General features: G+C 66.3%; 17 protein-coding genes. 9 read left to right on the plus strand and 8 right to left on the minus strand.

Going from position 1 to position 25,244, the window contains the following annotated elements; all coding sequences use genetic code 11:
• Positions 1-221: 221 nt before the first annotated feature.
• A complete protein-coding gene (locus DB354_RS15495) occupies positions 222-1,214 on the plus strand; it encodes a dihydroorotate dehydrogenase-like protein (RefSeq protein ID WP_107836534.1) in 993 nt (330 codons plus the stop codon).
• Positions 1,215-1,452: 238 nt separating this feature from the next.
• Here DB354_RS15495 and kduD read toward each other — a convergent pair whose 3' ends face one another.
• The 5 genes from kduD to DB354_RS15520 all read right to left on the minus strand — a co-directional run bounded on the left by kduD (position 1,453) and on the right by DB354_RS15520 (position 9,648).
• On the minus strand, positions 1,453-2,220 hold the full coding sequence (gene kduD, locus DB354_RS15500) for a 2-dehydro-3-deoxy-D-gluconate 5-dehydrogenase KduD (RefSeq protein ID WP_107836535.1): 768 nt from the start codon (positions 2,218-2,220) through the stop codon (positions 1,453-1,455).
• A gap of 20 nt (positions 2,221-2,240) precedes the next feature.
• Positions 2,241-3,065, minus strand: coding sequence for a 5-dehydro-4-deoxy-D-glucuronate isomerase (kduI, locus tag DB354_RS15505; protein ID WP_107836536.1), 825 nt, complete (start codon positions 3,063-3,065; stop codon positions 2,241-2,243).
• Positions 3,066-3,308: 243 nt separating this feature from the next.
• Positions 3,309-4,517, minus strand: coding sequence for a DUF4861 family protein (locus DB354_RS15510; RefSeq protein WP_107836537.1), 1,209 nt, complete (start codon positions 4,515-4,517; stop codon positions 3,309-3,311).
• Between the two features lie 173 nt (positions 4,518-4,690).
• Complete coding sequence (locus tag DB354_RS15515; RefSeq protein ID WP_107836538.1) at positions 4,691-7,789, minus strand: TonB-dependent receptor; 3,099 nt, start codon at positions 7,787-7,789, stop codon at positions 4,691-4,693.
• A 227-nt stretch (positions 7,790-8,016) separates the two neighbouring features.
• Entirely contained in the window at positions 8,017-9,648 is a 1,632-nt protein-coding gene (locus DB354_RS15520) for a glycoside hydrolase family 28 protein (protein WP_107836539.1), read from the minus strand.
• 197 nt (positions 9,649-9,845) lie between these two features.
• On the opposite strand from DB354_RS15520, the gene DB354_RS15525 reads away from it, so the two are divergent.
• Positions 9,846-10,895 carry a LacI family DNA-binding transcriptional regulator gene (locus DB354_RS15525; RefSeq protein WP_158277560.1) on the plus strand — a complete coding sequence of 350 codons (1,050 nt, stop codon included), beginning with the start codon at positions 9,846-9,848 and terminating at the stop codon, positions 10,893-10,895.
• 232 nt (positions 10,896-11,127) lie between these two features.
• On the opposite strand, the gene DB354_RS15530 is transcribed toward DB354_RS15525, so the two are convergent.
• The 3 genes from DB354_RS15530 to DB354_RS15540 form a co-directional block, all read right to left on the minus strand.
• Positions 11,128-14,235, minus strand: a complete 3,108-nt coding sequence (locus DB354_RS15530; protein WP_158277561.1) for a TonB-dependent receptor — start codon at positions 14,233-14,235, stop codon at positions 11,128-11,130.
• A gap of 502 nt (positions 14,236-14,737) precedes the next feature.
• Positions 14,738-15,754: an adenosine kinase gene (locus DB354_RS15535; RefSeq protein ID WP_107836542.1), complete on the minus strand. Its 1,017-nt coding sequence runs from the start codon at positions 15,752-15,754 to the stop codon at positions 14,738-14,740.
• A 67-nt stretch (positions 15,755-15,821) separates the two neighbouring features.
• Positions 15,822-16,205, minus strand: coding sequence for a hypothetical protein (locus DB354_RS15540; RefSeq protein WP_107836543.1), 384 nt, complete (start codon positions 16,203-16,205; stop codon positions 15,822-15,824).
• Positions 16,206-16,312: 107 nt separating this feature from the next.
• On the opposite strand from DB354_RS15540, the gene DB354_RS15545 reads away from it, so the two are divergent.
• From DB354_RS15545 to DB354_RS15570, 7 genes are all read left to right on the plus strand, one after another.
• Positions 16,313-16,537: a hypothetical protein gene (locus DB354_RS15545; RefSeq protein WP_107836544.1), complete on the plus strand. Its 225-nt coding sequence runs from the start codon at positions 16,313-16,315 to the stop codon at positions 16,535-16,537.
• 145 nt (positions 16,538-16,682) lie between these two features.
• Positions 16,683-18,350, plus strand: coding sequence for a CTP synthase (locus DB354_RS15550; RefSeq protein WP_107836545.1), 1,668 nt, complete (start codon positions 16,683-16,685; stop codon positions 18,348-18,350).
• A gap of 564 nt (positions 18,351-18,914) precedes the next feature.
• On the plus strand, positions 18,915-19,718 hold the full coding sequence (kdsA, locus tag DB354_RS15555; protein ID WP_107836580.1) for a 3-deoxy-8-phosphooctulonate synthase: 804 nt from the start codon (positions 18,915-18,917) through the stop codon (positions 19,716-19,718).
• 509 nt (positions 19,719-20,227) lie between these two features.
• Positions 20,228-20,707: a biotin/lipoyl-containing protein gene (locus tag DB354_RS22725; protein ID WP_233256656.1), complete on the plus strand. Its 480-nt coding sequence runs from the start codon at positions 20,228-20,230 to the stop codon at positions 20,705-20,707.
• A gap of 43 nt (positions 20,708-20,750) precedes the next feature.
• Positions 20,751-21,740, plus strand: a complete 990-nt coding sequence (locus DB354_RS15560) for a ketoacyl-ACP synthase III (RefSeq protein ID WP_233256657.1) — start codon at positions 20,751-20,753, stop codon at positions 21,738-21,740.
• A gap of 784 nt (positions 21,741-22,524) precedes the next feature.
• The gene (locus DB354_RS15565; RefSeq protein WP_107836546.1) at positions 22,525-23,280 is read left to right on the plus strand and encodes a 16S rRNA (uracil(1498)-N(3))-methyltransferase; all 756 of its coding nucleotides are present in this window, start codon (positions 22,525-22,527) and stop codon (positions 23,278-23,280) included.
• Positions 23,281-23,284: 4 nt separating this feature from the next.
• Entirely contained in the window at positions 23,285-24,925 is a 1,641-nt protein-coding gene (locus DB354_RS15570) for a PrsW family glutamic-type intramembrane protease (RefSeq protein WP_107836547.1), read from the plus strand.
• Positions 24,926-25,244 lie beyond the last annotated feature (319 nt).

The following is a 25,244-nucleotide window of genomic DNA, read 5'->3' on the forward strand; positions in this document are numbered from 1 at the left end:
AGCCAGCTCGTACACCCCGCCGCCTGGGTTCCATCGCTTCCTCGGAAGCGATCCAGCGCGCGGGGTGTATTCGTTAGGCTCCCGGCCGCGGCGGCCTGCGGGCCGCCTTCCCACTCGCGTTCGCGCTTTCCTTTTTCCCTGCCTCGGCCGAGCGTAATCCAGCCGCCCGGACGAGCTCCTGGGACCGGGCCCTTCGGGGCCCGGGCACACTCCACCTCCCCATGAACCTCACCACCAAATATCTCGGACTGACGCTCCAAAACCCGCTGGTCATCGGCGCCTCGCCTTATTGCGACACCGCCTACGTCGCCCGCCAGCTGCAGGACGCGGGCGCGGCCGCCATTGTGATGCGGTCGCTGTTCGAAGAGCAGATCATCGCCGAGCAGCGGGCGCTGGTCCATCATCTGGAGTCCTCCGCCGACAGCAGTGCGGAAGCGAGTTCGTATTTTCCCGCGTTTTCCGAGTATCAGCTGACACCTGATCACTACCTGAAGCAGCTCGAGCACCTGAAGAAGACGCTGAGCATCCCGGTGATCGGTTCGCTGAACGGCAGCCGCCCCGGCGGCTGGACCGAGTACGCGAAGCGGATCGCCGATGCCGGCGCCGACGCCCTGGAGTTGAACCTCTACCAGCTGGTCACGGATCCGACGCAGAAGGCCGCGCAGATCGAGGCCGGGATGGTCGAGACGGTGCGGAGCGTCACCTCGACGGTGAAGATCCCCGTGGCCGTGAAGATCTCCTCGTTCCACACCTCGCTGGCCAACTTCGTGCTCGAGCTTGAAGGCGCGGGGGCGTCCGGCGTGGTGCTCTTCAATCGCTTCTACCAGCCGGACTTCAACCTTGAGGACCTCGAGGTGCTGCCGCAGCTCAAGCTGTCGGACAACTCGGAGCTGCTGCTCCGTCTGCGCTGGCTCGCGATCGTTTCGCCGCACGTCAAGGGCTCGCTCTCCGCGAGCGGCGGCGTGCACTCGCCGGAAGACGCGGTGAAGGCGGTGCTCGCCGGCGCGCACACGGTGCAGATCGTGTCGGCGCTGCTGAAGCACGGCCCGCGTTTCATCACGACCCTGCTCAACGGCATGGAGCACTGGCTGACCGAGCACGGGTACGAGAGTGTCGAGCAGCTCTGCGGCGCAATGAACCATCGCCGCTGCCCGGATCCCTCCGCCTTCGAACGCGCGAACTACATCCGCATCCTGCAGAGCTGGCGCGTGTGACCCGCGACCGCTCGCGGCCGCACTGACGACGGCCGATCGGATGACTGACGGCGCCGGATGCGAATCTGGCGCCGTTTTGTTTTTGGGCGCCAGCGGGGCAAGGGGATGGGCGCGGAAGACTCGTTCTCTTTCTCGTTCTCCCAATCCGTCGTCGCCTCCATCTCCGTCCCGTCAGCGCCGGGCACAAAAAAGGCCGGTCGCGAGGACCGGCCTGAAGTTGCGAAGCGGGGCGGGGCGCTTAGCGCGCGAGCCAGCCACCGTCGACGGCGATGGTGTAGCCGTTGATGTAGTCCGAGGCGGGGGACGCGAGGAAGACCACGGCGCCCTTGAGGTCGTCCGGGGTGCCCCAGCGGCCGGCCGGGATACGATCGAGGATCGACGCGGAGCGATTGGCATCGGCGCGCAGGGGCGCGGTGTTGTCGGTCGCCATGTAGCCGGGGGCGATCGCGTTGCAGTTGATGCCCTTGCTGGCCATCTCGTTCGCGATCAGGCGCGTGAGGCCCTGGACCGCGCTCTTGGAGGCGGTGTAGGACGGCACGCGGATGCCACCCTGGAAGGAGAGCATCGAGGCGATGTTGATGATCTTCGCCTTGCCCTGGCGGGCGAGGGCGGCCTGCACGAACTTCTGGCTGAGGAAGAACACGGCGTTGATGTTGATCCCCATCACGTCGTCCCAGTCCTTCTCGCTGAACTTGTCGAAGTCCTCGCGGCGGATGATGCCGGCGCAGTTCACGAGGATATCGAGGTGACTGGAGAACTTCTTGGCCTCCTCGACGACGGTGCCGATGGCGCTGCGGTCGCTGAGGTTGGCGGCGAGGGTGGCGCACTTGCGGCCCATGGCCTCGACCTGTTTGCGGGTGTCGTCGGCCGGGAGGATGTCGACGGCGACGATGTCGGCGCCGGCTTCGGCCAGCGCGAGGGCCATCCCCTGGCCGAGGCCGCGGGCGGCGCCGGTCACGAGGGCGGTCTTTCCGTTCAGTTTAAAGCTGTCGAGGATTGAACTCATGTTGGGAGGAAAATCGGGGGTTACTTCAGTTCAGTCATGGGCACGGCGTCCATGTCGGAGAACACCTGGTTGTCGCCGCCCATGGCCCAGATGAAGCGGTAGGCGCCGGTGCCGGCGCCGCAGTGGATGGACCACGCGGGCGAGAGGATGACCTCACGGTCGCGGATGACGAGGTGGCGGGTCTTGGTGGGCTCGCCCATGAAGTGGAAGACCACGTTGTCGCCCATGTCGAAATACAGGTAGATCTCGGTGCGGCGGCTGTGGGTGTGGGCGGGCATCGTGTTCCAGACGCTGCCGGGCTCGAACTCGGTGAAGCCCATGACGAGCTGGCAGCTCTTGATGCCGTCCGGATGGATGAGGCGGTTGATGCGACGGCGGTTGGCCTTGGCCGGGTCGCCGATCGGGTCGGTGCGGATGTCCGCGCGGCGCGAGAGGGCGGTCGGGTGCTTGGCGTGGGCGGGGGTGCTGAAGAAGGCAAACTGCGCCTGGCCGCCAGCCTTCGTCTCGAAGGTGACGTTCTTCTCGCCGAGGCCGATGTACAGGCAGTCGAGGTTGGCGAGTTCGTAGGCGGTGTTGCCGACGCGCACGGTGCCGGGGGCGCCGATGTTGAGGATGCCGATTTCGCGGCGCTCCAGGAAGTAGCTCGTGCCGGTTTCCTTGGCGTTGGGCAGGGGCAGCGCGGACGTGGTCGGAACCGCGGCGCCGACAATCATGCGATCGAGATCGGTGTAGTGGGCGGTGACGGCGCCGGGCTGCATGAGCCCATTAATCATGAACCGCTCGCGAAGTTCGTCGGTGGAGAGGGTGTTCGTCGCTTCGGGCGAAGGGAAGTAATGGAGCTTCATGGAGGGCAGATGGCTAATACGGATTGAATGGAGGCGCACGGCTAAACTTCCGGAACGAACCCGGAGCGAACGGTCAGGACCGTGCCGCAAGCGCGACCGGGAGAAGCTAACGGTCGCCCGCGGACGCACGCAGGTCCGGACTACGCCGGACCGTCCGACGCGCAGTGCCCGGCGACGAAAACGGGCAGCAAAAAGCTCGCGGCCGGCGAAGGCGCGCGAGCGTTGGGGGACGAGTGATCGGCGTTACTGCGCCGCGACGGTCACCTTGATTGGCGAGCGGGCGCGGGCGGCCTCGGCGGCGACGTAGGCTTCCCAGGCGGCGCGCGAGGTGAAGTGGCCGGCGCGCGTCCAGCCGGCGCCCACGAGGTAGCGCACGGGCTGGCCGGACTTGGCCTTGGCGAGCACGAGCCGGTTCACGTTGTCGTCGGCGAAGCCCTGCATCTCGGCGCCGGGAATGATGATGGCCGTGCCGAGTTCGCCGTTGCTCTTTTGCAGTTCCCACTGGGCGAGCCAGCCCTCGGGCTGCTTCGTGGTGATCTCGGACTGGCCAGCCTGGCCCTTGTCGCCGCTGTTCTTGTTGAGGCCGACGGCGACGGTGAGCTCGGGAGCGCCCTCGAACGTGAACGTGCTCTCGATGACATCGAGGTTGTGGCCGGCATCCACGATGAAGCGCTTGACCTCGGAAACCTTGACGCCGTTGGCGTCCCAGGGGGCGTAGGTCAGCTCGAACACCGCCCGGATCGGGCCGTTGGCGATGACTTTCCAGGAGGTGTAGTTCTGGCCGACAAACAGCTTGGAGCCGTCCCAGACGCCGGTGCCGCCGCAACCGCGGGTGGTGCCGACCTGGTACATGTCCATGCCTTCGCCCTCGTCCTTGTGGTAATGGTCGTGGCCCTTGTTATACCAACGGTCGACGATCGGGTACTCGACGCGCTTGCACCAGATGTCGAGGCCGCTGGTGACGAGGACCTCCTTCTTCTTGGTTGGGTCGGGGGCGGCGAGCGCAGGACCGTAGGTGCGGTGGCCGAGGCGGTCGTTTTCCCACGCAAAGTCATCGAGTCGTTCCGGCACATACCGGGCGAAGGCCTTGACCGGAAATGGTTGGGTCACGTCGTTGCTGCGCTCGACGGTGAAGGTGGCGGATTTTTCGCCCGCGGCGAAGTCGTGCTGGAAAAGGAGTTCGCCGTAGGCGAGGCCCTCGCCCTTGGGATCCTTGGCGAGCGGCGCCACGTTGGTGACCTGGTAGGGCAGGGCGCGGCCGGAGGCGTCGCGCACCGTGATCTTCTGGAGGAGCGCGCCAGGCATCGCCTTGTTCACCTCGGTCCACGGCACGGCGATCATTTCCGAGGGACGGGCAATATCGAGAGAGTGGGTCACCGTGACGGTGAACTTGTCCGCGGCCAGTGCCGCGAGCGGCAGGAGAGGCAGGAGGGCGAGGTGACGAAGTTTCATGGGGAGCTGTGATCAAACACGGAAGGCAGAAAGCTGAAAGCTGAAACCTGAATCTGGGGGCCGGCCGAGGCCGATCTGGCCGGGGGCCGACGCAATGAAGACGGAAGACTGACACCGCCAAAGGTTTCCCTCTGACTTCAGCCTTCCGCCTTCAGCTTTCAGCCTTGGCTCGTCTAGAAGGTGCCTTTCACGCCGAGGGTGATCTGGGCGCCGAACTTCTCGCGACGGTAGAGCCGGGCGTAGCCGGGTGAGACGCTGTTATAGCGTTCGAGGTCCTGCGGCTCGTTGAAGATATTCCGCACGTTGCCGAAGAGGGCGAGCTTGCGGCTGAGCCGGTACTCGACGTTGACGTCGAAGTTCACCCGGGCGGCGTAGTACTCGTTGAAGCCGGCGCCGGTCCCATACACGCCGCCGCCCTGCGGGGAGTTGATCTGCCGGCCGCGGAAGTTCGCGTTGATCCGGAGCGTGAGCGGATTCCGGCTGTAGGTGATGCCGGCGTTGGCGGACTCCTCGATGAACCCGCGGAAGTCGGCCTGGGCGGAGCCGTCGAGGTCGAGCTTCGTCGCGTTGGCGAAGAAGGTCAGGTACTCGCCGAACCGCGGGATGAACGTCAGCGGCAGGCGGAAGTTCAATTCCACGCCGGTAATGCGCGCCATGCTGGCCGAGTTGAAGGTCGACGCGACGACGTAGTTGACGCCGGGCTCCATGAGCGACGGGTCGAGCCCGAGCGCGGTGAAATCGGCCAGCGTGGCCGCGCGCTGCCGGGTTTCGAAGAAGCCATCGATGTCCTTGCGGAACAGGCCCACGCTGGCGAGGCCGCCGTTGCGGAAGTAGTACTCGAGGGAGACGTCGTAGTTGTCGGCCTCGTACGGCTTCAGCTCGGTGTTGTTGTAGCGGATGAGGCCGGGATCGAGGTCGCCGACGCCGTCGTTGGCCTGGGTCGAGGTGAGGTTGGCGCGGACGAGCGGCAGGATGTTGCCGAAGTCGGGGCGGCCGAGGGTGGCGGCATACGCGGCGCGGACGAGAAGGTCCGGCGTGATCTCGTACGTGGCGTGGAGGCTCGGGTAGTAGCCGTCGTACGACTCGTCGACGTGCAGGCCGCGTTCGCGCCAGTTGGCCCGGACGTCGGCGAGGGTAAGACCGGGCGTGGGCGTGAGCGGACCGTTGCCGCGGTCCTCGGTCTTCTCGAAGCGCACGCCGCCGACGAGCGTCAGCCGGTTGTTCAGCAGCTTGGCCTCGGCTTGGAGGTAGGCGGCCGAGATGGTCTCGCGCAGCCGCTGCGAGTTCTGGATGCGGAAGCGCTCGGCGTTGCGCGCCTGGTCGGCGGTCTGGACGAACCACGCCGACGTGTTCTTGAACGCGTCGTACAGCGCGTGGGGGGAGGGCCATTGCACGTTGTCGAAGCCCCAGCCCGAATACGGGCCGTAGCTCTCATCGAGGAACGTGGCGGCATTGTCATCGGCCGAGTTGGCGACGCCGTCGGGCCCGACGAAGTTCCACGTCGTGTCGTACCGCTGGATATCGCGGTCCTGGCGGCGCACGTCGATGCCGCCGCGGAGTTTCGCGGTGAAGGGGAGGAAGTTCAGCTCGCGCGCGACGTTGGCGTGGGCATTGGTGAACTCGTCGCGGGCGTCGAGCGGGTTGGAGCGCACGGTATTCAGCCGGTAGTTCGCCAGGTTGTACGGGTCGATGTCGGCGCCGGCGGCGGTGACGGCCCGGATCGTGTTGGGGCGGTCCTCGCGGTAGTCGGAGAAGAGGACCCGGGACACGCCCTGCAGCGTGGTGCGCACTTCGGAGAAATGGTCGTCGCCGGTGTCACGGTACCAGCTCTTCGAGGTCGAGTAGCCGGCGCCGGCGTCAAACTCCCAGGTGCGGCCGTTGTAGCGATACTTGGCGAGGAGCGCGTTGGCCTGGCCGTACTTGTCGCGGAAGGAGGTGCCATGCCGGACGGAGCCGCGGCCGCTGGCGCTCTCGGTGAAGCCGGGGCCCCAGGCGAGGGGCGTGCCGGCGGCGGTGGTCGGGGCGCCGTTGGTGCCGGCCTCCCAAGTGAGGTTACGGTTGCCGAAGAAGGAGTGATACCAGTTGAACTGGTAGCCCGCCCAGAAAGTGGACTCGGGAGAGATGCGCCAGTCGACCTTGGCGCTGAAGGAATCGCGGAACGAGTTCTTGGGGCCGTCCTGCATCTGGTACTGCTGCAGGTACGGGTTCGTCGCGGTGGCGGTGGGCAGCGTGACGGCGCCGCCGCCGGTCGGCGTGTACGTGCCGCCGCCCTGCGCGTAGTTCCACTGCGGCTGGGAACGGTGCTGCTCGTTGAACTGGTTCGAGGTGAGGCCGGTGACGACGAGGCCGACGTTCTTGGAGAGCGGGAGCGTCAGGTCGAAGTCGGCGCCGGGGAGAACCTTGTAGGTCGGCTTCTTGCTGGGGCCGGGGGACTTGTCGAACGGCTTGGGATCCTCGCTGTTGAAGTTCACGTAGGCGCGGTAGTTGAACTGCGCGCCTTCGCGCTCGAACGCGTTTTTGCTGATCATGTTCACGGAGCCGCCCAAGGCGTCGGCGGGCATCGCCGGGGTGGGCACCTTCGCCACCTCGATGCGGGCGGCGTTGTTGATCGAGACCTGCTCAAACTCGAACGCGCGGATGGCGCTGCCGGACGCCGCGCTGGCCATGCGGAAGCCGTCGACGTACACGGAGGAAAATTGGGCGCCGAAGCCGCGGACGGAGACGGTGCGCACGTCGGCCGCGACGTAGTCGACCGTGACGCCGGGAAGGAACTTCAGGAACTCGCCGACGTTGCCCTCGGCCACATCGCCGAAGGCGTCGCTCTCGATCACGGTCTTGATGTTCGGCGCGAAGCGCTGCTCGTTGACGGCGATGGCGGCGAGGTTGGTCTCGCGGCCGGATTTCACGGTCATGGCCTCCAGCACGATGGGCTGGTCGGCGGCGCGGCCGAGGGAGACGTCCTGGGTGATGACCTGGCCGGCCGGCACCTGGACCTTTACGTTTTGCGGCGGCAAGCCGGAGTAGAAGACATCGAGGCTCACCTCGCCCGGCGGGAGGTTGTGGATCCGGTACTCGCCATATTCGTTGGTGAACGCCGAGACGTTGGTGCCGCTGACGGTGACGCGGGCGTTGTTGAGGTACCGGTTGGTGGCGGCATCGAGCACGCGGCCCTGGATGGAGCCCGTGGAGGTCTGTCCTGACGCCACGCCGCAGAGCGTGACGAAGGCCGCGAGCAGGAAGCACGCGCGGCGCAGCATGGTGTGGGTTTGCATGGGGGTAGTGCAGCGGCGGCCCGCATGGCGCGGCCGGGATCGGGATGATCGCGGCGTGGGAGCGACACGCAGGCTGTCGATACAAACGGTTCGCCTGCGCACGCCGGGGAGCGGGCGCCGCGCAGCAGCCAGCGGCCCCGCGCGCGAGGCGCGTGGGCCGTCTCAGGGTAGGTGGGAAGGAACAGTGCGGCCGCCTCGGGCAGACCGGGGCGGCCGGTGGGAAAGAGTTACTTTTTGGTGACGGCGGCGGCGGTCGCGCCCTCGACGAGGGCCACGTCCGTGGTCGCGGCGCCGAGGTCGTTGGCCGTGAGCATGATTTGGGCGGACGACTGACCCGCAACCTGAAGGAAAGTGCCCGTGCCCTGCGGGGCGCGGCTGCCGCGGACGAAAACGTCGCTCGTGTTGCTCAACGCGACGGAGGGCGACTTGCCGTCCTTCGCGAGCGGGGTGACGTCGTCGAGCATGACTCCCTGGGCGGAGTCGAACGCGATGGCGCTGCCCTTGGCGGCGGTGACGGCCACGTTCTGGAGCTTGATGCCGTCGACGTGGTCGCCGATGAAGCCGGCGGTGCCGGTGGCGTTGATGTCGCTGAACCGGAGTTCCTGGACGGAGCGCTCGGTGAGCCCCTCGATGGTCGCGACCTTCTTCGCGTTCACGATCGTCATGTTGCTGTAGCTGAAATTGCGGAAGAGCGGGGTCTTCTCGCTGACGGGCGCCTCGGCCGACTTGCCGTAGCGCATGGTGATCTCGAGGGCCGTCTTTTGCGCATCCTCGATGACCCAGTTGTCGAAGCGGAAGTTCTCCATGACGCCGCCGCGCCCGCGCATGCTCTTGATACGGACGCCGACGTCGGTGCCCACCGACACGATGTTGCTGGCGGTGATGTTGCGGATGCCGCCGGAGGTCTCGCTGCCGATGACGACCGCACCGTGGCCCTTGTACATCACGCAATTGGTGATGGTGATGTACTCGGTCGGGCGGTTGGTGCGCAGGCCGTCGTTATCGCGGCCGGACTTGATGACGATGCAGTCGTCGCTGGTGGTGAAGAAGCAGTCGCTGATGCGGACGTTGCGGCAGGAGTCGATGTCAACGCCGTCGCCGTTGCCGCCTTCACCTTCCGGCGTGGGCTGGCCCTCGGGATCGGCGGAGACGAAGCGGACGCCGCGGACGACGATGTCGTCGGAGTAGACCGGGTGGAGCATCCACATGGGCGACTTGAAGAGCGTGACGCCCTCCACGAGGACGTTCTTGCAGTTGTAGATGCCGACGAGCGACGGACGGAGAAACTCCTTGGCGACCTTGAAGTCATCCGCGGTGAGTTTCTCGCCGGCCTCGATGCGCGCGTAGGCGGTGCGCCATGCCTCGCGGGCGGCGGCCTGATCGACGATGGGCGTGATGCCCGCGGGCGGCTGGCGCCGGCCTCCGCGCCACCACCAGTTCCAGCCCTGGCCGTTGATCGTGCCGCGGCCGGTGATGGCGATGTTATGCCGGCCGTTGGCGTAGATCAGCGGCGCGTACGTAAAGACGTTGGTGCACTCCCAGCGGGAGGGAACGACCGGAGAATCAGAGGCGTTGCCGCTGTAGAGCAGCTCGGCGCCGGCATCGAGGTGCAGGGTGACGTTGTCCACCAGCTCGATCGACCCCGTCACGTACTTGCCGGGCGTCACCCACACCGTGCCTCCGCCGGCGCTGGCGCACGCGGCCATGACCTTGGCGAAGGCCGCGGTGTTGTTGGTGCGGCCGTCACCCACCGCGCCGAAGTCGGCGGGGTTGAAGACGGTCGGCTTGGGCTGGGCAACAGCGGAGGAAAACAGGCCCGCGGCGAACGCGAGGGCCCACCAGAATGTCGGCTTGAGCATGGTGGTCGGGGGATTGGCGGGGAAAGCGCCCACAACCAAGGCGGACACGTGTCCGCGTCAAGTGGATTGTCCCTCGTTCCGACCGAACTCCGGCTCGCGGCGGTGCGCGGCGCGGCGGGCGCCGTTGACACCTCTGGGGGGCAACCTTACTACGCCGCTTCCGTCTCCACCGGAGCTCCAACTTGAAAACGTGTCCCGTGATTCGTTCCACCGCTGAGTTTGCGCGCCATGTCGGCCTGGCGCGCACGACGGTCTCCCGTGTCCTGAACGGCCAGCCGGGGCTCAAGGCGAAGACGATCGAACGCGTGCAGCGGGCGCTGGCAGAGACCGGGTTCACCCCCAACGCGCATGCGGTGCACCTGAAAGGCAAGCGCACCTCGATGATCGGCATCTGCATGGAGGACCTGGCGACGCCGCCGGCGGTGCGGAAGCTGGCGGTGCTGCAGCGGGTGCTGCGGATGCGCGGGTTCTCCTCACTGATCGAGGTGTTCACGCCAGGCGCGGGGCGGGACGTGGTGCGGCACTTCCAGTCGCTGCGGGTCGAGGCGGTGGTGTTCATCGGCCATTTTCACCGCGAGGAGATGGAGGCGCGCATCGCCGAGCTCACGGCGGCAGGCACGCCGCACGTCGTCATCGACCACTATGGGCTGAAAGGGGCGAACACGGTGACGCTCGATCGCGCGGCGGGCATGGAGGCCGTGGTCGCGCACCTGTACGACCTGGGCCACCGGAGATTCGGTCTGCTCGGCGTGACGAAGGGACCGACGAGCCGGATCGACCGGCTGACGGGAATTCACACCGCATTGCGCGACCGCCGGTTGGATTTCGACGCGTGCGTCGTATCGCTCGATCACCTGCACGAGCGACGCAACGACTTCGACTACGGGCGGGCGCTGGCGGGGAGCTTTGTGCGCCACCCCGGCCGGCCGACGGCGTTCCTCGGCTACAACGACGAGATCGCGATTGGCGCGCTCCGCGGCTTCCAGGAGGCGGGGCTGAAGGTGCCGCGCGATGTCTCGCTGACCGGGTTCAACAACCAGGATATCTGCCACATGACGTGGCCGACGCTCACGACGGTGGATCAGAACATCGATACGACCGTCGAGGAGGCGGCCGAGGTGCTGATCTCGCAGCTCGGCAAACCGCTGCGCCCCCGGCCCGTGGTGCGGACGATTGCGCCGCTACTGGTGGTGGGCGAGTCGACGGCGGAGGCCAAAAAGGCTGAAGGGCTGAAAGCTGAACGCTGAAGGAAGAGAAGGCTGAAGGGCTGAACGCTGAAGGACTGAAGCGGAAGATTTGGGGCCTGTCCCGCCGGGTCTTTCTCTTGCTCCTACTCGTCTGCCCCCGCTTTCTCTTACTCTTCCTCTTTCTCTTACTCTCAAAGCCGCTGCCAGTCGCTCTCGCCGACCCGCCGCAGTGGGAGAGAAAGAGAAAGAGTAGGAGCAAGAGTAAGACCCGGAGTGGGCAGACGCCCGGAGGTCAGAACGTGCCGCGGACGCCGAGGGCGAACTGGATGCCGAATTCTTCGGCGCGGTACAGGTGGGCGTAGCCGGGGGTCTCAGTGGCGTAACGCTCAAGCACCTGCGGCGTGTTCAGGATGTTGCGGGCGTTCGCGAAGAAGGCGAAGCGTTTGCTGAACGTGTACTCGAAGTTCACGTCGAGGTTCGTGCGGGAATCGTAGTACTCGTACACGTTGGTGCCGGTGGATGACTGGAGGCTGTTCCGCTGCCGCCCGCGGTAGTTCCATTTCACCATTACGACGAAGGGCTTCTTGCTGAACGTCAGGCCCAGGTTGCCGCTGCGGGGCACGAAGCGGTTGAAGTCCGCGTTGTTCGGGCCCTGCAGGTGCAGGGAGGTGCCGTTGGCGCTCAGGGTAAAATACCGCCCCCAGGACCAGGGGAGCAGCGCGAGCGACTGCGTGTAGTTGAACTCGGCGCCGGAGACCTTGGCCGAGCCGATGTTCACGGAACGCTGCAGCGTGAGGACGCCGACGTAGGCGGGATCGAGGTCAAACTCCGCCGCGTCGGCGGCCGTGAGCAGCGTGCTGGTTGTGCCAAAGAAGTTGGAAATCTCCTTGTAGAACCCGCCGGCTGAGACGACGCCGCCTTTCGGGAAGTAGTACTCGAGCGAGGCGTCATAGCTGTCGGCCTGCCAGGGCTTCAGGTTCGGGTTGGTGGCGATGACCGTCATGGCGGGGATGCTGCCGAGGCCGTCGGAGCTGTCGGCGGCGCTGGTGTCGTTTACGCGCACGCTTGGGAGGATGTTGCCAAAATCGGGGCGGCCGAGGGTGCGGGCGTAGGCGAAGCGGGCCAGGAAGTTCTCCCGGATGTTGTAGGTGAGGTGGAGGCTCGGATACAGCGCGCCGTAGCTTTTCTCGGCTTTGAAACCGCGCTCGCGGCGCGTGATCCAGACCTCCTGGACGGAGCCGACGGCCCCGGCCTCGGTGCGCCGTGAGCCGTCGTTGTTGAACGCGTTGCGCGGATCCACGAGGGCGCCGAGCCCCACGTCCTCGGTGCGCTCGTAACGGGCGCCGGTGACAACGCGCAGCTGGTTGTCGAACAGCGTGGCCTCGAGCTGGAGGAAGGGCGCGTGCACGGTCTCGCGGAAGCGCTGCGAATTGCCGATGCGGAACTTCTCGGTCGTGGCCGCCTGCGCGGTGGTCAGCGAGAAGTAGGCCGGCTTGGTGCGATAGAGGTCCGCGAGCTTGTATGGGTCGGCCCACTGAATCGACGGGAAGCCCCAGCTTGGGTCTTCGTTGAAGTAGATCGTGTCGAGGTACTGCGCCGCGCCGTCGTCGGCGGAGTTGGCGACGCCATCGGGGCCGACGTAGGTGATGTCGGACTGGTAGCGGCGGATGTCGCGGTCCTGCCGGCGGACGTCGTAGCCGAGCTTGATCGAGGCCGGGAACTTCAGGGCCCCGAGCTCGCGCTTGGCGGCGAGCTGGAAGTTCTTGAACTGGTCCTTGGCGTCGAGCGGCTGGGTGCGCAGCGTGGTCACGCGGTAGTTGCCGAGATCATACGGGCTGAGTTCGACACCGCTGGCATTCAGGGCGGTGAGCTTCGCGGGCCGCTCCGGGCTGATGCCGTCGTAGTTGACGCGCGAGACGCCGACCAGGGTGGTGTTCAGGCCCGAAAAATGGCCGCGCTCAAGGTCGCGGTACCAGGACTTGGAGACGGAGATGTTGGCGTTGCTGTTCACCTCCCAGCCGTTGTCGGTGTAGCGGTACGTCAGCGCGAGCGCCGTGAGCCGGCCGTATTTGTCGCGGAAGGCGGCACCCTGGCTGACGGAGCCGCGGCCCGTGGCGCCGGCGGTGAAATCGGGTCCGTAGGTGAGCGCGACGCCGGTGGCGGGGGAGGGCACGTTGTTGCTGCCGACGTCCCAGTTGAGGTTCCGGTTGCCGAAGAACGAGTGGTAATAATTCGCCTGCACGCTGGCGGAGAGGACCTGGGTCGGGGTGATGCGCCAGTCGACTTTGATGCTGCCGGAGTCGCGGTAGGTGTTCTTGGGGCCGTCCTGCATCTGGTACTGCCGCAGGTACGGGGCGGTGAGGGACGAGCCGGCGCCGCTCATGCGCCAGGTCGGCTGCGAGCGGTGCTGTTCGTTGAATTGGTTCGAGGTGAGCCCGTTCACCACGATGCCGAGCGTCTTCGAGAGCGGGAGGACGTAGTTGAAGTCGAATCCCGGGAGCACCTTGTAGGTCTTTTCCGTGCCGGGCCCGGGGGTGGACGAGAACGCCTTCGTGTCCTCGTTGTTGAACGACAGGTACGCGCGGTAGCGGAAGGTGGCCTTGCCCTGCTCAAACGCGTTGCGGCTGACGAGATTCACCGCGCCGCCAAGACCATCGGCCGGCATGTCGGGCGTGGGCTCCTTCGTCACCTCGACGCGGGACACGTTGTTGATGGAAACCTGCTCCAGCTCGAAGGTGCGGATGGAGCTGCCGGAGGCCGCGCTGGCGGTGCGGGCGCCGTCCACACTCACGGACGTGAAGTTGTCGGCGAAGCCGCGCACCGAAATCGTGCGCACATCGGCGGCGACGTAGTCGACCGTCACGCCGGGGAGGTACTTCACGAACTCGCCGATGTTGCCCTCGGTGACGTCACCGAACGCGTCGGCGGCGACGACGTTCTTGATGTTGGCCGAGAAGCGCTGCTCGTTCACCGCGATGTCGGCGGCGTTGGCGGGGCGGGCGGCGGCGACGGTGTACTCGTCGAGCTTCACGACGTCGGACGCCTCGCCGGTGGCGGCGAGGAGCACATCCTGCTGCACCGTCTGGCCGGGGAGGACGCGGACGGTGACGGTCTGCGGGGCGAGGCCGGTGTAGAATACCTTGAGGCGGACGTCGCCGGCGGGCAGGTCGGTCAATCGGAAGTCGCCGTACTCGTTGGTGACGGTGGAGCGGAGTGTGCCCTCAATGCTGATTTGGGCGTTGTTGAGGTACATGCCGTTGGTGGTGTTGAGCACGCGTCCCGCGACGGTGCCGGTGGCGGCGGGGGCGGTCTGGGCGAACGAGGCGGTGGCGAACACGAAGCACGCGGCGATCGCCAGTAGAACGCGGCGTACGACTGAGCTGGGTGGGTTAGGTTTCATTGGGGGCAGGACGAAGAACGGAAGCGCCATACGGCGGAGACACCGCACGATCGAAGCGGCGGGGTGCGCAGCCGAGGGGAGCCGCGAAGGGCGCTCAAACGCTCCGCGGCTCCGGGATGGCCAGCGGGGAAAGGAGGTGAGCGGAAAGAAAGCAGCAGCAGCGGAAACGAACGGCGGCGCTCAGTCGCATCGGCCGGTTACGAGCAGGGCGAAACGTGTCGGCGGATGGGGCTGGGGTGCGGAAACAGGCGGGGTAGTCTGTTTCAGGGGACGCACGGACGCGCCGTTGTCGTTGGTTGATCTATGAATAATGCAGATCGCTTCCAGCCGAAAACCGGCGCGTGGCGGAGATTACCGAAATTCGGCGACGTACGGTTCCCGAGACGTCGACGCGGACACGAACCGAGCCGCGGCGGCGGCGCGGGACAGTCGAAGACCGCGTGGACGGCAGCGTACCGGGACGGTGGCCCGAGGGCGGTCCGGCCGGATCCATTCCTCCGCGTCAGCGGGCGGCGTTGGCGCGCGGTCCGAGCCCGAGCGCGCGTGGCAGCAGCAGCTCCCAGTGCGTCTGCGGGATGATCGGGCCCAGGTGCATCACGGTCTCGGCGCCGAGGAGCGAGGCGACGGCGCCGCAGGCCGGCAGCGGCCAGCCGCGCAGGTAGCCAAAGAGGAAGCCGGCCGCCCAGGAGTCGCCCGCGCCGTTCGTGTCGATCACGTTGGCGACGGCGACGGGCTCGATGCGGTGGAGGTCGTTGCCTTGGGCGATCCACGCGCCGTCGCGGCCGACCTTGACCGCGGCGAGGACACCATAGCTCGCGAGCCGACGGGCGAGGGTGGGGAAGTCGGACGTCTGGTCCTCAAACAGGGCGCGGATCTCGTCTTCGTTGGCGAAAACCACGTCGATGCCCTTGTGCAGCTGCGCGAAGATCCAGGCGCGCGCGTCGTGCACAATCTCGAAGGAGGAAAGATCGATGCTGGTGGTGCAGCCGGCGGCGCGGGCGGCGCTGAGGACGGCCTCGGCGAGCGCGCGGTTGAACACCAGGTAGCCCTCGATGTGGGCGTGGCGGCAGTCGCGGAAGTCGGCCGCGGTGATCTCCTGCGGCGCGAGCGTCATCGCCGCGCCCAAGTCGGTGCGGAGCGTGCGCTGGGCGTCGGGCGTCACCAGGGCCAGACAGCGGGCGTTGGGGACGGAGCCGGTCTTGAAGCGGCTGGTGTCGACGCCGATCGTCTGGAAACGGTGACGGTAAACGCGGGCGAGTTCGTCGTTGCCCAGCTTGCCGAGGAATGTGGTGCGCAGGCCCAGCCGGGTTGCGTTGTACGTTGCGTTGGCCGAAGAGCCGCCGGTCGCGTAGGCCGGTTCGCCCTCGAGCAGGCCCAGGATGCGCTGCATCTCAGTGGCATCGACCAGGACCATGCCGCCCTTCTCGCCGGCCACGTTGCGGGCCAGAAAATCGTCCGTGACCCGCGCGAGCAGGTCCATGATGGGAGAACCGACACCGATCAGATCGAAGCTGGGCATGGCGAAGCGGAAAGCGGGAGCGGACCGAAACGAAAGCGGAGAAAGACGCGCGGGGTCGACGCGTGGGTCAGCCGGTCACCGTAAGGTTCGTGGCGAGGATGGGTTCCTCGTCGATCTCGATGAGGAGGGAGTATTCGCCGGCCTGAGGAAAGGTGAGATTGCGGATCTCGTTGATGAGGTTGATCCGGTGCAGCGGGCTCTGGGACTCGAAGGGCCGTTCCAGCAGCGGGCGGGGTTGCTCGTTATCCAGACCCATGGATATCCGCAACTTATGCTGGCCCGGCGCGCAGTCGGTGATCGTCAGGAACCAGATCATGAACGGGTGCGTCACCGGGAAATGACGTGCCTGGATGTTCGAAAAGATGCCGAGAATCGTGTGCTTCCCCGATCCTGGGTCGATGTGGACGCCATCGCAGGTGAGCCAGGCGAGGAGCTGAGGTTTCGATTGCACAGCAGCAGGAGGACGAGGCGCTTGGGAGGGTGCAATTTCATTTTCCGATGAAGTGGCCGGCGGGAGATTTTCCTTGGAGGCGGCGAAGGCGGTCGTTTTGTGGGGCCGTGCTTCTCGCGGAGATCAGTAAGGCGGCGGGTGCGGCGTCCGGCTCGGAGGGGCTTTTCCACGGCTACCCGCCATGGCTGGTGGTGCTGTTGGGGGCGTTTCTTGCCGCGCTGGCGCTCTGGTTATTCGGCAAGCTGCTCAAGTGGGTGATCTGGCTCGTGATCATCCTCGTGTTGGCCGGCGGGATCATCGTTGCGGTGAGGATGTTCTTCGAGAGTCGGTGAGCGGGCGGGCTCGCGGCGCCAACTCGCCCTCGCGCGCGTACGGCAGCGGCTGGTGTGGCGGCAAGCGGCAAATCTCCGGCGGTTGGGCTGCAAAATCGAAGTTAGGCTTGCACGGCAAAAACCCGGCCGGTCAACCTGTCCCCCCGTGAAATACATTTTCGTCACGGGGGGCGTCGTTTCCTCATTGGGCAAAGGACTCACGGCGGCGGCGCTGGGCGCCTTGCTGGAGCTGCGCGGACTTACGGTTCGAATTCAGAAATTCGATCCGTACCTGAACGTCGACCCGGGCACCATGAGCCCGTACCAGCACGGCGAAGTGTATGTGCTCGAGGACGGCGCGGAGACCGACCTCGATCTCGGCCATTATGAGCGGTTCACCAGCGGCAAGCTGTCGCGCCTGAACAGCCTCTCTTCCGGCCAGGTGTACGAGGCCGTGATCCAGAAGGAGCGCCGCGGCGACTACCTCGGGAAGACGGTCCAGGTGATCCCGCACGTGACGAACGAGATCAAGGACCGCATCTACGCCGGCGGGAAGGATGCCGACATCCTCATCACCGAGATCGGCGGCACCACGGGCGACATCGAGGGCCTGCCGTTCCTCGAAGCGATGCGTCAGTTCGCCCTCGAGGTTGGCCCCAAGGACGTGCTCTTCATCCACGTCACCCTCGTCCCGTACGTCGCCGCCGCCGGCGAGTTGAAGACGAAGCCCACCCAGCAGTCCGTCGCGAAGCTGCGCGAGATCGGCATCCAGCCGCACGTTCTCGTCTGCCGCACGGAGCGTCCGCTCGACGCCGACCTGCGCGACAAGCTTTCGCTCTTCTGCAACGTGCCGGTGAAGGCCGTGGTCGAGTGCCGCGACGTCGAGCACTCGATCTACGAGCTGCCGCTGGCGCTCCAGGCCGAGGGGCTGGACCAGTTGGTCCTCGATCTTTTCGGGCTCAAGAATCCGCCCCCGGCGAAGAACATCTGGGTCGAGATCGTCCGCCGCCTGCTCACGCCGCGCCACGAGGTGACGATCGGCGTCGTCGGCAAGTACATCGAGCTGCAGGACGCCTACAAATCCGTGTACGAGTCGATCACGCACGCGGGCATCGCCAACAACTGCAAGGTGAACGTCCGCCGCATCGATGCCGAGGACCTCGAGCGCAAGGGCGGGCTCTCGCTCCTGAAGGGGCTCGACGGCATCCTGGTGCCGGGCGGGTTCGGCGACCGCGGCACCGAGGGCAAGATCGCGGCTGCGAAATACGCCCGCGAGAACAAGGTCCCTTACTACGGGCTCTGCCTGGGCCTGCAGATCGCGGTGATCGAGTTTGCCCGCAACGTCCTGAAGCTCGCCGGCGCCAACAGCACCGAGTTCGATCCGAAGGCCGAGCACCCCGTGATCGCGATCATGGAGGAGCAGAAGAAGATCGTGGATAAAGGCGCGACGATGCGGCTCGGCAGCTACGAGTGCGCGCTCACGCCCGGCACCCTCGCCGCGAAGGCCTACGGCGTGGAGAACATCCGCGAGCGCCACCGCCACCGCTACGAGGTGAACAACGCCTACGTGGGCCAACTGCAGCGCGCCGGGCTGATCGTCAGCGGCGTGAATCCGCGCCGCAACCTGGTCGAGATCGTGGAGCTCAAGGGCCATCCGTGGTTCCTCGGCACGCAGGCGCATCCGGAGTTCCAGTCGAAGCCCAACCGCGCGCATCCGCTCTTCGCCGCCTTCATCGCCGCCACGCTGAAGTGCCAGCGCGCGACCAAGCCCGCCGCGACCGCCGACAAAGCGACCGCCAAAGCGGCCAAGCGCCCCGCCCGTAAGCGGCGCTGAGCCGGTCGCGGCCGAAGAAACCGCGAACGACGCGAACCCCCGCGAAGACCGCTTAGCCCCGACTGAGGCCTTGGCGCCGCCCACCGCGGATTTTCGCGTCTCCTTCGCGCATTTCGCGGTTCACTTGGTTTGAACATCGTCGTTCAAACCGGTGCATAACCACGAATGCACACGAACGAACACGAATGAGGAGCCGCCGCGGAGCTGATTCTCCTTCGTGTCCATTGGTGTCCATTCGTGGTTACCCGCTGCCTTGGAATTAACGGATCTCGGCAAAGAAACCGCGAACGACGCGAACCCCACGCGAAAATTCGGGGTGATCGACCGCTTAGCCTCGACTGGGGCCTTGGCGCCGCCCACCGCGGATTTTCGCGGCTCTTTCGCATATTTCGCGGTTCACCCGGTTTGAACACCGTCCGGATCGTCCCGATTGGTGGTTAACCTTAAACCTTACTCCTTACCCACGCGCGCATGGCCCGCGTGCGGGCGCGCGTCCGCGCCGTCTGCGTCAACTCGCGGCTTCCCCTCGACGCCTCGGGCGTATTCGCTCTGCGGTCTTCGGATATGCTGTTCCAACCTGAGAAGCTGCTCCTGATCGCGGGCCCGTGCTCGCTCGAGAACGAACGCGTCTGCCGCACGGTGGCCGAGACGCTGGCCGAGCTGCGTCGGACGCGGCCCGCGCTGCACATCGTCTTCAAGGGGTCGTTCGACAAGGCCAACCGCACCTCGCTCGCCGGCCCGCGCGGCACGGGGATGGAGGCAGGGCTCGCCCTGCTCGCGCTCATCAAGAAAGAGTACGGCTTTCCGGTCCTGACCGATATCCACGATGTCGCCCAGGCCGCCCCGGTCGCCGAGGTCTGCGACGTGCTGCAGATCCCCGCTTTCCTGTGTCGCCAGACCGACCTCCTGCTCGCCGCCGCCGCGACCGGTCGTGTCGTCAACGTGAAGAAGGGCCAGTTTCTCTCGCCGCAGGAGATGCCGTACGTCACCGGCAAGCTCCGCGACGGCGGGGCGAAGGAAATCTGGCAGACCGAGCGCGGGACCACGTTCGGCTACCAGAACCTGGTGGTGGACATGCGCTCGTTCGCGATCATGCGGCAGAACGGCTATCCGACGGTTTTCGATGCAACGCACAGCGTGCAGCTGCCGGGCGCCGGTGGGGGCAAGAGCTCTGGCCAGCGCGAATTCGTGCCGCCGCTCGCGCGCGCCGCGCTGGCGGCCGGCGCCGACGGCCTCTTCCTGGAAACGCATCCTGACCCGGCCAACGCGATCAGCGACGGTCCCAACATGATCCCGCTCGCGGAACTGCCGGCCCTCGTCGATTCCTGCCTCGCTGTGAGCGCCGCGGTGAAGCGCGGCGCTGTTTAAGGTATTAAGGTCGAAGGTTTAAGATTTCGGAGGCGTCGGGCGGCGCCGGCGCACTGGAGCGTGCCGCGGTTGCAGGTGGGCAAGTTGGAACGTTGCAGGTCCGGCCGTCGGACAGGCTACGGTCTTCAAACCGGGTAACCGCGAATGGCGCGAAAAGATGCGAAAATCTGGCGGTGGGCGGCACTGCGGCCGTGATCGAGGCTCAGCGCGGCCGAGCACCGCGGGTTTTCGCGTGGGGTTCGCGTCGTTCGCGGTTTCATCCGCCTGGGATCGGTAGTCCGGTGCCCGACAATTCGAAGACAGGTGTTAACCATGAATGGACACGAAGGAGAACCAGCTCCGCGGCAGCCCAACATTCGTGTCCATTCGTGTGCCTTCGTGGTTAACCACCGGTTTGGACGATCCGCACGTTTTCGATCCACGGGAATATCCCCCTTGCTCCCTCGTTCACTCGGTTTTGCCGCCTCTTGACCGACTGCGTTCCAACCCCACACTTCGCCGCCACTCAGATGGATACCTTCCTGATCGATGTTCCGATGCCCTCCATGGGCGCCACCGTGAATGAGCTGACCGTGATCGCGGTGAAGACCCAGCCCGGCGAGGCCGTGAAGAAGGGTCAGAAGCTGGCCGAACTCGAAAGCGACAAGTCGGTGTTCGAGTTCGAGGCCCCCTGCGATGGCACCATCCGCGGCGTGCTCGTGAAGGCCGGCGACGTGATCGCCTCCGGCGCACCTTTCCTGCAGATCGAGACGGCGGACGCCTCCCTCCGGCACCTCGAATCGAAGGCCACGGCGAAGGCCGGCGGCGCTACCGCGCCCGCCGCAGCCCCCATGCCGGCCGCCGCGCTCGTCTGGACCCCCCGCGCCGTGAAACTGGCTCAGGAAGCCGGCCTCGATCACACGCAAATCACCGACATTGAGGCAACTGGACCAGGTGGGCGGGTTTCAGGTGACGACGTCACCCGCTACCTCGCGTCTCGGAAATCGTAGTGGACGGCGGTCGGCTGGGCGGCTTGTCTGCTCGCCTAATCCTATGTCCGAGACCGTCTGCATTGCCGGCGTTGGCCACGCTGTTCCTGCGAACATCCGCGCCAACCGCGATATTCTGAAGGCCTTCCCTGACCGCACCGAGGACGAGATCGTGCGGCTGACTGGAATCAAGGAACGCCGTTACGCGTCCGAGAATGAGTCCGCCACCGATTTGGCGGCTCAGGCCGTGCATCATGCGCTGGCTCAGGCAAATATGCCGGTCGATCAGATCGACGGCATCATCATGGCCACGATCATCCCGGATCAGCCGGTGCCGTCGGCCGCCAGCAGCCTGGCGCGGCGGCTGGGGATTCCGCACGCGTTGGCCTTTGACCTGAACGCGGCCTGCTCGGGCTGGCTTTACGCGTTGGAGGTCGGGCGCTCGCTGATCCGTTCCGGTTCGGCGAAGAACCTGATCGTGGTGACTGCGGAGCTCCTGTCGCGCATCACGAATCCCGAGGACCACGACACGGCCTTCCTGTTCGGTGACGGCGCGGGCGCGGCGATCCTGACGGGTGGCGCGGGCGGGCACCGGTTGCACCGGATGGCGCTTTCGGGCGACGCGAATCAGTTCGAGTCGATCCAGCGTCCGGGTGGCGGCGCCCGTATGCCGTGGCCAAATGGGACGGGTGGCGATCTCGAGCACTTTTACCTGCAGATGGACGGTGCTGCGGTGTTCAAGCATGCGGTGATCGCGTTTGCGCAGCAGATCGAGCAGACGCTGGCGCGGGAGAACCTGAAGCCGGCGGACATCGCGTGGGTGGTGCCGCACCAGGCGAACGAGCGCATCCTCAAGGCGGTGAGCCGCCGCGTCGGGATCCCGTACGACCGCTTCGTGATGACGATCTCGAAATACGGCAACACGAGCGCGGCGAGCGTCTCGATGGCGCTCGGATGGGCGGCCGAAGAGGGCATCTTCAACGACGGCGACAAGATCATCTTCTGCTCCGTCGGCGCCGGCCTGACCTTCGCCGGCGGCCTGCTGGTCTGGTAACGCCGCCGCTGTCGCGGCGGCGTAAAGAGGGGGCAGCCCCGCGCCGCCCCGTCGGCGCGGTCTTTCTCTTCCTCTTCCTCTTTCTCTTCCTCCCAAATCGGTCCGCACCCCGGGGCGCGACCGCGAGGAGAGACGTTCAATAAGGAGCCGCCTCGGCGCTGCTTCTCCTTCGTGTCCATTCGAGTCCATTCGTGGTTACCCGCTGCCTTGGAATTGACGGATCACCGGCCGAACCAACCGCGAAGTACGCGAACAAACGCGAAAATCCGAGGTGGCCGCCCGCTGGGTCTCGACTGCGGCCCCGGCGTCGCCCACCGCCCGTTTTCGCGTTCCTTTCGCGCCTTTCGCGGTTACCCGGTCTGAAGACCGTGCGGATCATCCCAATCGGTGCATATCCACGAATGCACACGAATGGACACGAATGTTGGGCAGCCGCGGCGCTGATTCTCCTTCGTGTCCATTGGTGTCCATTCGTGGTTAACGCCTGTCTTCGAATTGCCGGCCACCGGACCACGGACCCAGGCAGATGAAACCGCGAAACACGCGAATATACGCGAAGATCCGAGGTGGCCGACAGCTGGGTCTCGACTGCGGCCCCGGCGCCGCCCACCGCCCGTTTTCGCGTTCCTTTCGCGGTCCCATCTCCCGTTCCGTGGTCCGGCCCCACTCTCACCCTCACTCTCACTCTCACTTCGGGCGCGGCGGCGATCGCGCCGCCGCCGCCGCGCCCGAGAAACCGCTGGCGGTTGGCGGTCGAAAACGTTTCGCTGGCGGCCTCTTTGCCATGCCTGACTTCCGCGCTTACTGCCGGCCGGCAACTGCCGAGCCCACGACCATCACGCTCTCGGCCGACGAGTCCCATCACTTGGTGACCGTCAACCGCGCCCGCGAGGGCGACACCGTCGTCGTGTTCGACGGCACCGGGAGCGAGTGGATCTGCGAACTCACGAGCACGAAGCGCAGTGGCGCGGAGCTCAAGGTACGGTTCAAACAGAAGATCAAGCCGCTGCCGTACGAGATCACGCTCGGGCAGGCGCTGCCGAAGGGTCCGGGGATGGATGCGATCGTGCGCAAGGCCACGGAGCTCGGCACGGCGCGGATCGTGCCGCTGGAGAGCGAGCGGACGCAGGTGCATTTCGACGACGATCGTTCCGACAAGAAGATCGAGAAGTGGCAGACGGCCGCGCTCGAGGCGGCGAAGCAGTGCGGCAACGCGTTCCTGCCCGAGGTGCAGCCGGTGCAGAACGCCACGGCGTTCATCGAGGCGGCGCGCGGCTATGACCTGAAGCTGATCGCGAGCCTGCAGCCGGGTGCGAAGTCTCTGAAGTCGGTGCTGGCGGCGTACGCGACCGCCAACGGCCGCGCGCCGAAGCGGGTGGTGTGGCTCGTCGGCCCCGAGGGAGATTTCACGCCCGCCGAGATGAGCCAGGCGAAGTCGGCTGGTTTCGAACCCATCACGCTCGGCCCCCTGGTCCTCCGCTGCGAAACCGCGGCGGTGTACGCGCTGAGTGTTCTGAGCTACGAATTGCAGAACGCGTAGGCCCATGACCGGGCTGCGCCGACGGATCTACGAGGTCACGCGGAGCCGAAAGGCCCTCTGGTGCCTGGGTCTGGGGCTGTTGTGCCTCGGCGCGATCGTCGGCTCGGTGGGCTCGGCGCTCCAGCCAACGGGACCGTGGGCCCTCGGCACGCGGATCGCCGCGCTGGGCGGCGGAGCGGTGGTGGATATCGACGACGAGGATTTTCAAGACGTGCCCGAGTCCGACGACCTGAACCAGGTGTCGGTGCAGGTCGTGCGGGTGTTGGAGGAGCAACTGGCGGACCCGCAGTTGACGTTCGCCGATGCATTCCGGGCGATTCCACGGGTGGCCCCGCTGCTGCGCACGGCGCAGTTGCCGGAGGCACGGGCGGCGCTGACGCGGCGGTTTCCAGGCGAGCCGGGTGAGCTGGCGTACCACTATCTTGCGGCGCTGGGACCGAAGGCCGCGGCATCGATCGCGGAACTCGAGCAGTTGGCGGCGTGCGCCGAGCCGCCGCGATACGCGCACTATGCGCTTGGTCGCGTGGAGTTTCGTCTGCGGCACTATGCGGCGGCGTTTGCCCACTTTCACGCGGAGGGCGCGCGGGCCGAGGCGGTGGAATCACGCGCGTTTGCGCTACGCTCACTCATTCGGGCCAAGGACTACGCCGGGCTCGAGCGGCTGCAGGGCGAACCGGCCTACCAGCCGTTCTTCACGACGTACTTGAAGCTGGAGATCGCCATCGGTCGTCGGGACTGGCGGCAGATTGTGCGGACCAGTCCGCTGGTGCAGCTGCAGACGCTCGAGCCGCGCGTGCTGGGCATGACGCTGCTGGTTGGCCTGGCCTGGAGCTTCTTCTTTTTCCATCTCGCCGAAGCGCCGAAGCTGGCGTCGCGCTTCACGGCCTTGTGCGGCGTCGGACTGATCCTGGGGGCGCTGAGCACGGTGCCGACGATCTGGGCGGTGATCCTGCAGGACAAGATTCTCGGCTTCGCGCCGGACGGCGACGCGTTGCGGACGATCCTGTACTACGTGGGCGGAGTGGGCCTGCGGGAGGAACTCTGCAAACTCCTGCTCTTTGTGCCGGTGCTGCCGTTCCTGATCCGGGCGGACGATGAGTTCGAGGCCTTGATGGTGGCGACGTTCGTCGGGCTCGGCTTCGCCGTGGAGAAGAATGGCGGCTACTTCCTCATGTCGGAGATGACGGCCACGCAGGGGCGGTTTCTGACGGCGAACTTCTTCCATGCGGCGCTGACCGGCCTGAATGGACTCGCGCTGTTCCGGGCCTGCACGCGGGGTGGGGCGGGACTCAACGACCTCATAATGGTGTTTCCGCTGACGGTGCTGGCGCACGGCCTTTACGACGCCGGACTGAACCTGCCGCAGATCGACGATACCGGCACGGTGTCGATGATGGTCTATATTGGCTCGTGCTGGTTCTACTTCGCGCGCGTGCATCAGCTGCGCCGCGAGGTGGCCACGACGGTCAGCCTGACTGGGGCGTACGTGTTGGCGATCGGGGTGGTATCCGCGACGATGCTGGCCTTCCAGATGATGAACCTCGGCGCGGTGGCCGGGTTGGGCATCGCGGCGAGCGAGATCATCGGCAGCGCGATCCTGATTTACATGTTTCTCCGGGAATTCCGGGACCCGCTCGGCCCGTAGGCTCGTCTCCGCACATCGCGCCCGACACGCCGCGCGCTCCACTCGGCTTCCGTGCGTCCGCGTTTTACGCGGCCCCGAACTCCGGCCCTATTTTCGTGCCTCTTCGCGCTTCTTCGTGGCCCACCCAATATCCGTCTCTGCTCCGTCAATATCCTGCCTTCATCCGACTAATCTGAGGTTAACCTGGCGTCCGTGCTCCGCCTCCGCCCTGCCTTGAGATGCCGCGGCTCCGGTTGCTCCCATGCGCCGTTTTGCGGCCGACGCCTTGGGCGGTGCGGTGTGCGTGGCCTTGCGGCGCGGATGAAAATTCCCTGAACTC

Origin of the sequence: Opitutus sp. ER46, from assembly GCF_003054705.1 — a bacterium.
In the GTDB taxonomy this organism is placed as follows: domain Bacteria; phylum Verrucomicrobiota; class Verrucomicrobiia; order Opitutales; family Opitutaceae; genus ER46.

Bases quoted from the DNA above. Each gene is read 5' to 3' on its own strand.
- DB354_RS15495 (WP_107836534.1), top strand. From the start codon at position 222: ATGAACCTCACCACCAAATATCTCGGACTGACGCTCCAAAACCCGCTG.
- kduD (WP_107836535.1), bottom strand. From the start codon at position 2,220: ATGAGTTCAATCCTCGACAGCTTTAAACTGAACGGAAAGACCGCCCTC.
- kduI (WP_107836536.1), bottom strand. From the start codon at position 3,065: ATGAAGCTCCATTACTTCCCTTCGCCCGAAGCGACGAACACCCTCTCC.
- DB354_RS15510 (WP_107836537.1), bottom strand. From the start codon at position 4,517: ATGAAACTTCGTCACCTCGCCCTCCTGCCTCTCCTGCCGCTCGCGGCA.
- DB354_RS15515 (WP_107836538.1), bottom strand. From the start codon at position 7,789: ATGCAAACCCACACCATGCTGCGCCGCGCGTGCTTCCTGCTCGCGGCC.
- DB354_RS15520 (WP_107836539.1), bottom strand. From the start codon at position 9,648: ATGCTCAAGCCGACATTCTGGTGGGCCCTCGCGTTCGCCGCGGGCCTG.
- DB354_RS15530 (WP_158277561.1), bottom strand. From the start codon at position 14,235: ATGAAACCTAACCCACCCAGCTCAGTCGTACGCCGCGTTCTACTGGCG.
- DB354_RS15535 (WP_107836542.1), bottom strand. From the start codon at position 15,754: ATGCCCAGCTTCGATCTGATCGGTGTCGGTTCTCCCATCATGGACCTG.
- kdsA (WP_107836580.1), top strand. From the start codon at position 18,915: ATGCTGTTCCAACCTGAGAAGCTGCTCCTGATCGCGGGCCCGTGCTCG.
- DB354_RS22725 (WP_233256656.1), top strand. From the start codon at position 20,228: ATGGATACCTTCCTGATCGATGTTCCGATGCCCTCCATGGGCGCCACC.
- DB354_RS15560 (WP_233256657.1), top strand. From the start codon at position 20,751: ATGTCCGAGACCGTCTGCATTGCCGGCGTTGGCCACGCTGTTCCTGCG.
- DB354_RS15565 (WP_107836546.1), top strand. From the start codon at position 22,525: ATGCCTGACTTCCGCGCTTACTGCCGGCCGGCAACTGCCGAGCCCACG.
- DB354_RS15570 (WP_107836547.1), top strand. From the start codon at position 23,285: ATGACCGGGCTGCGCCGACGGATCTACGAGGTCACGCGGAGCCGAAAG.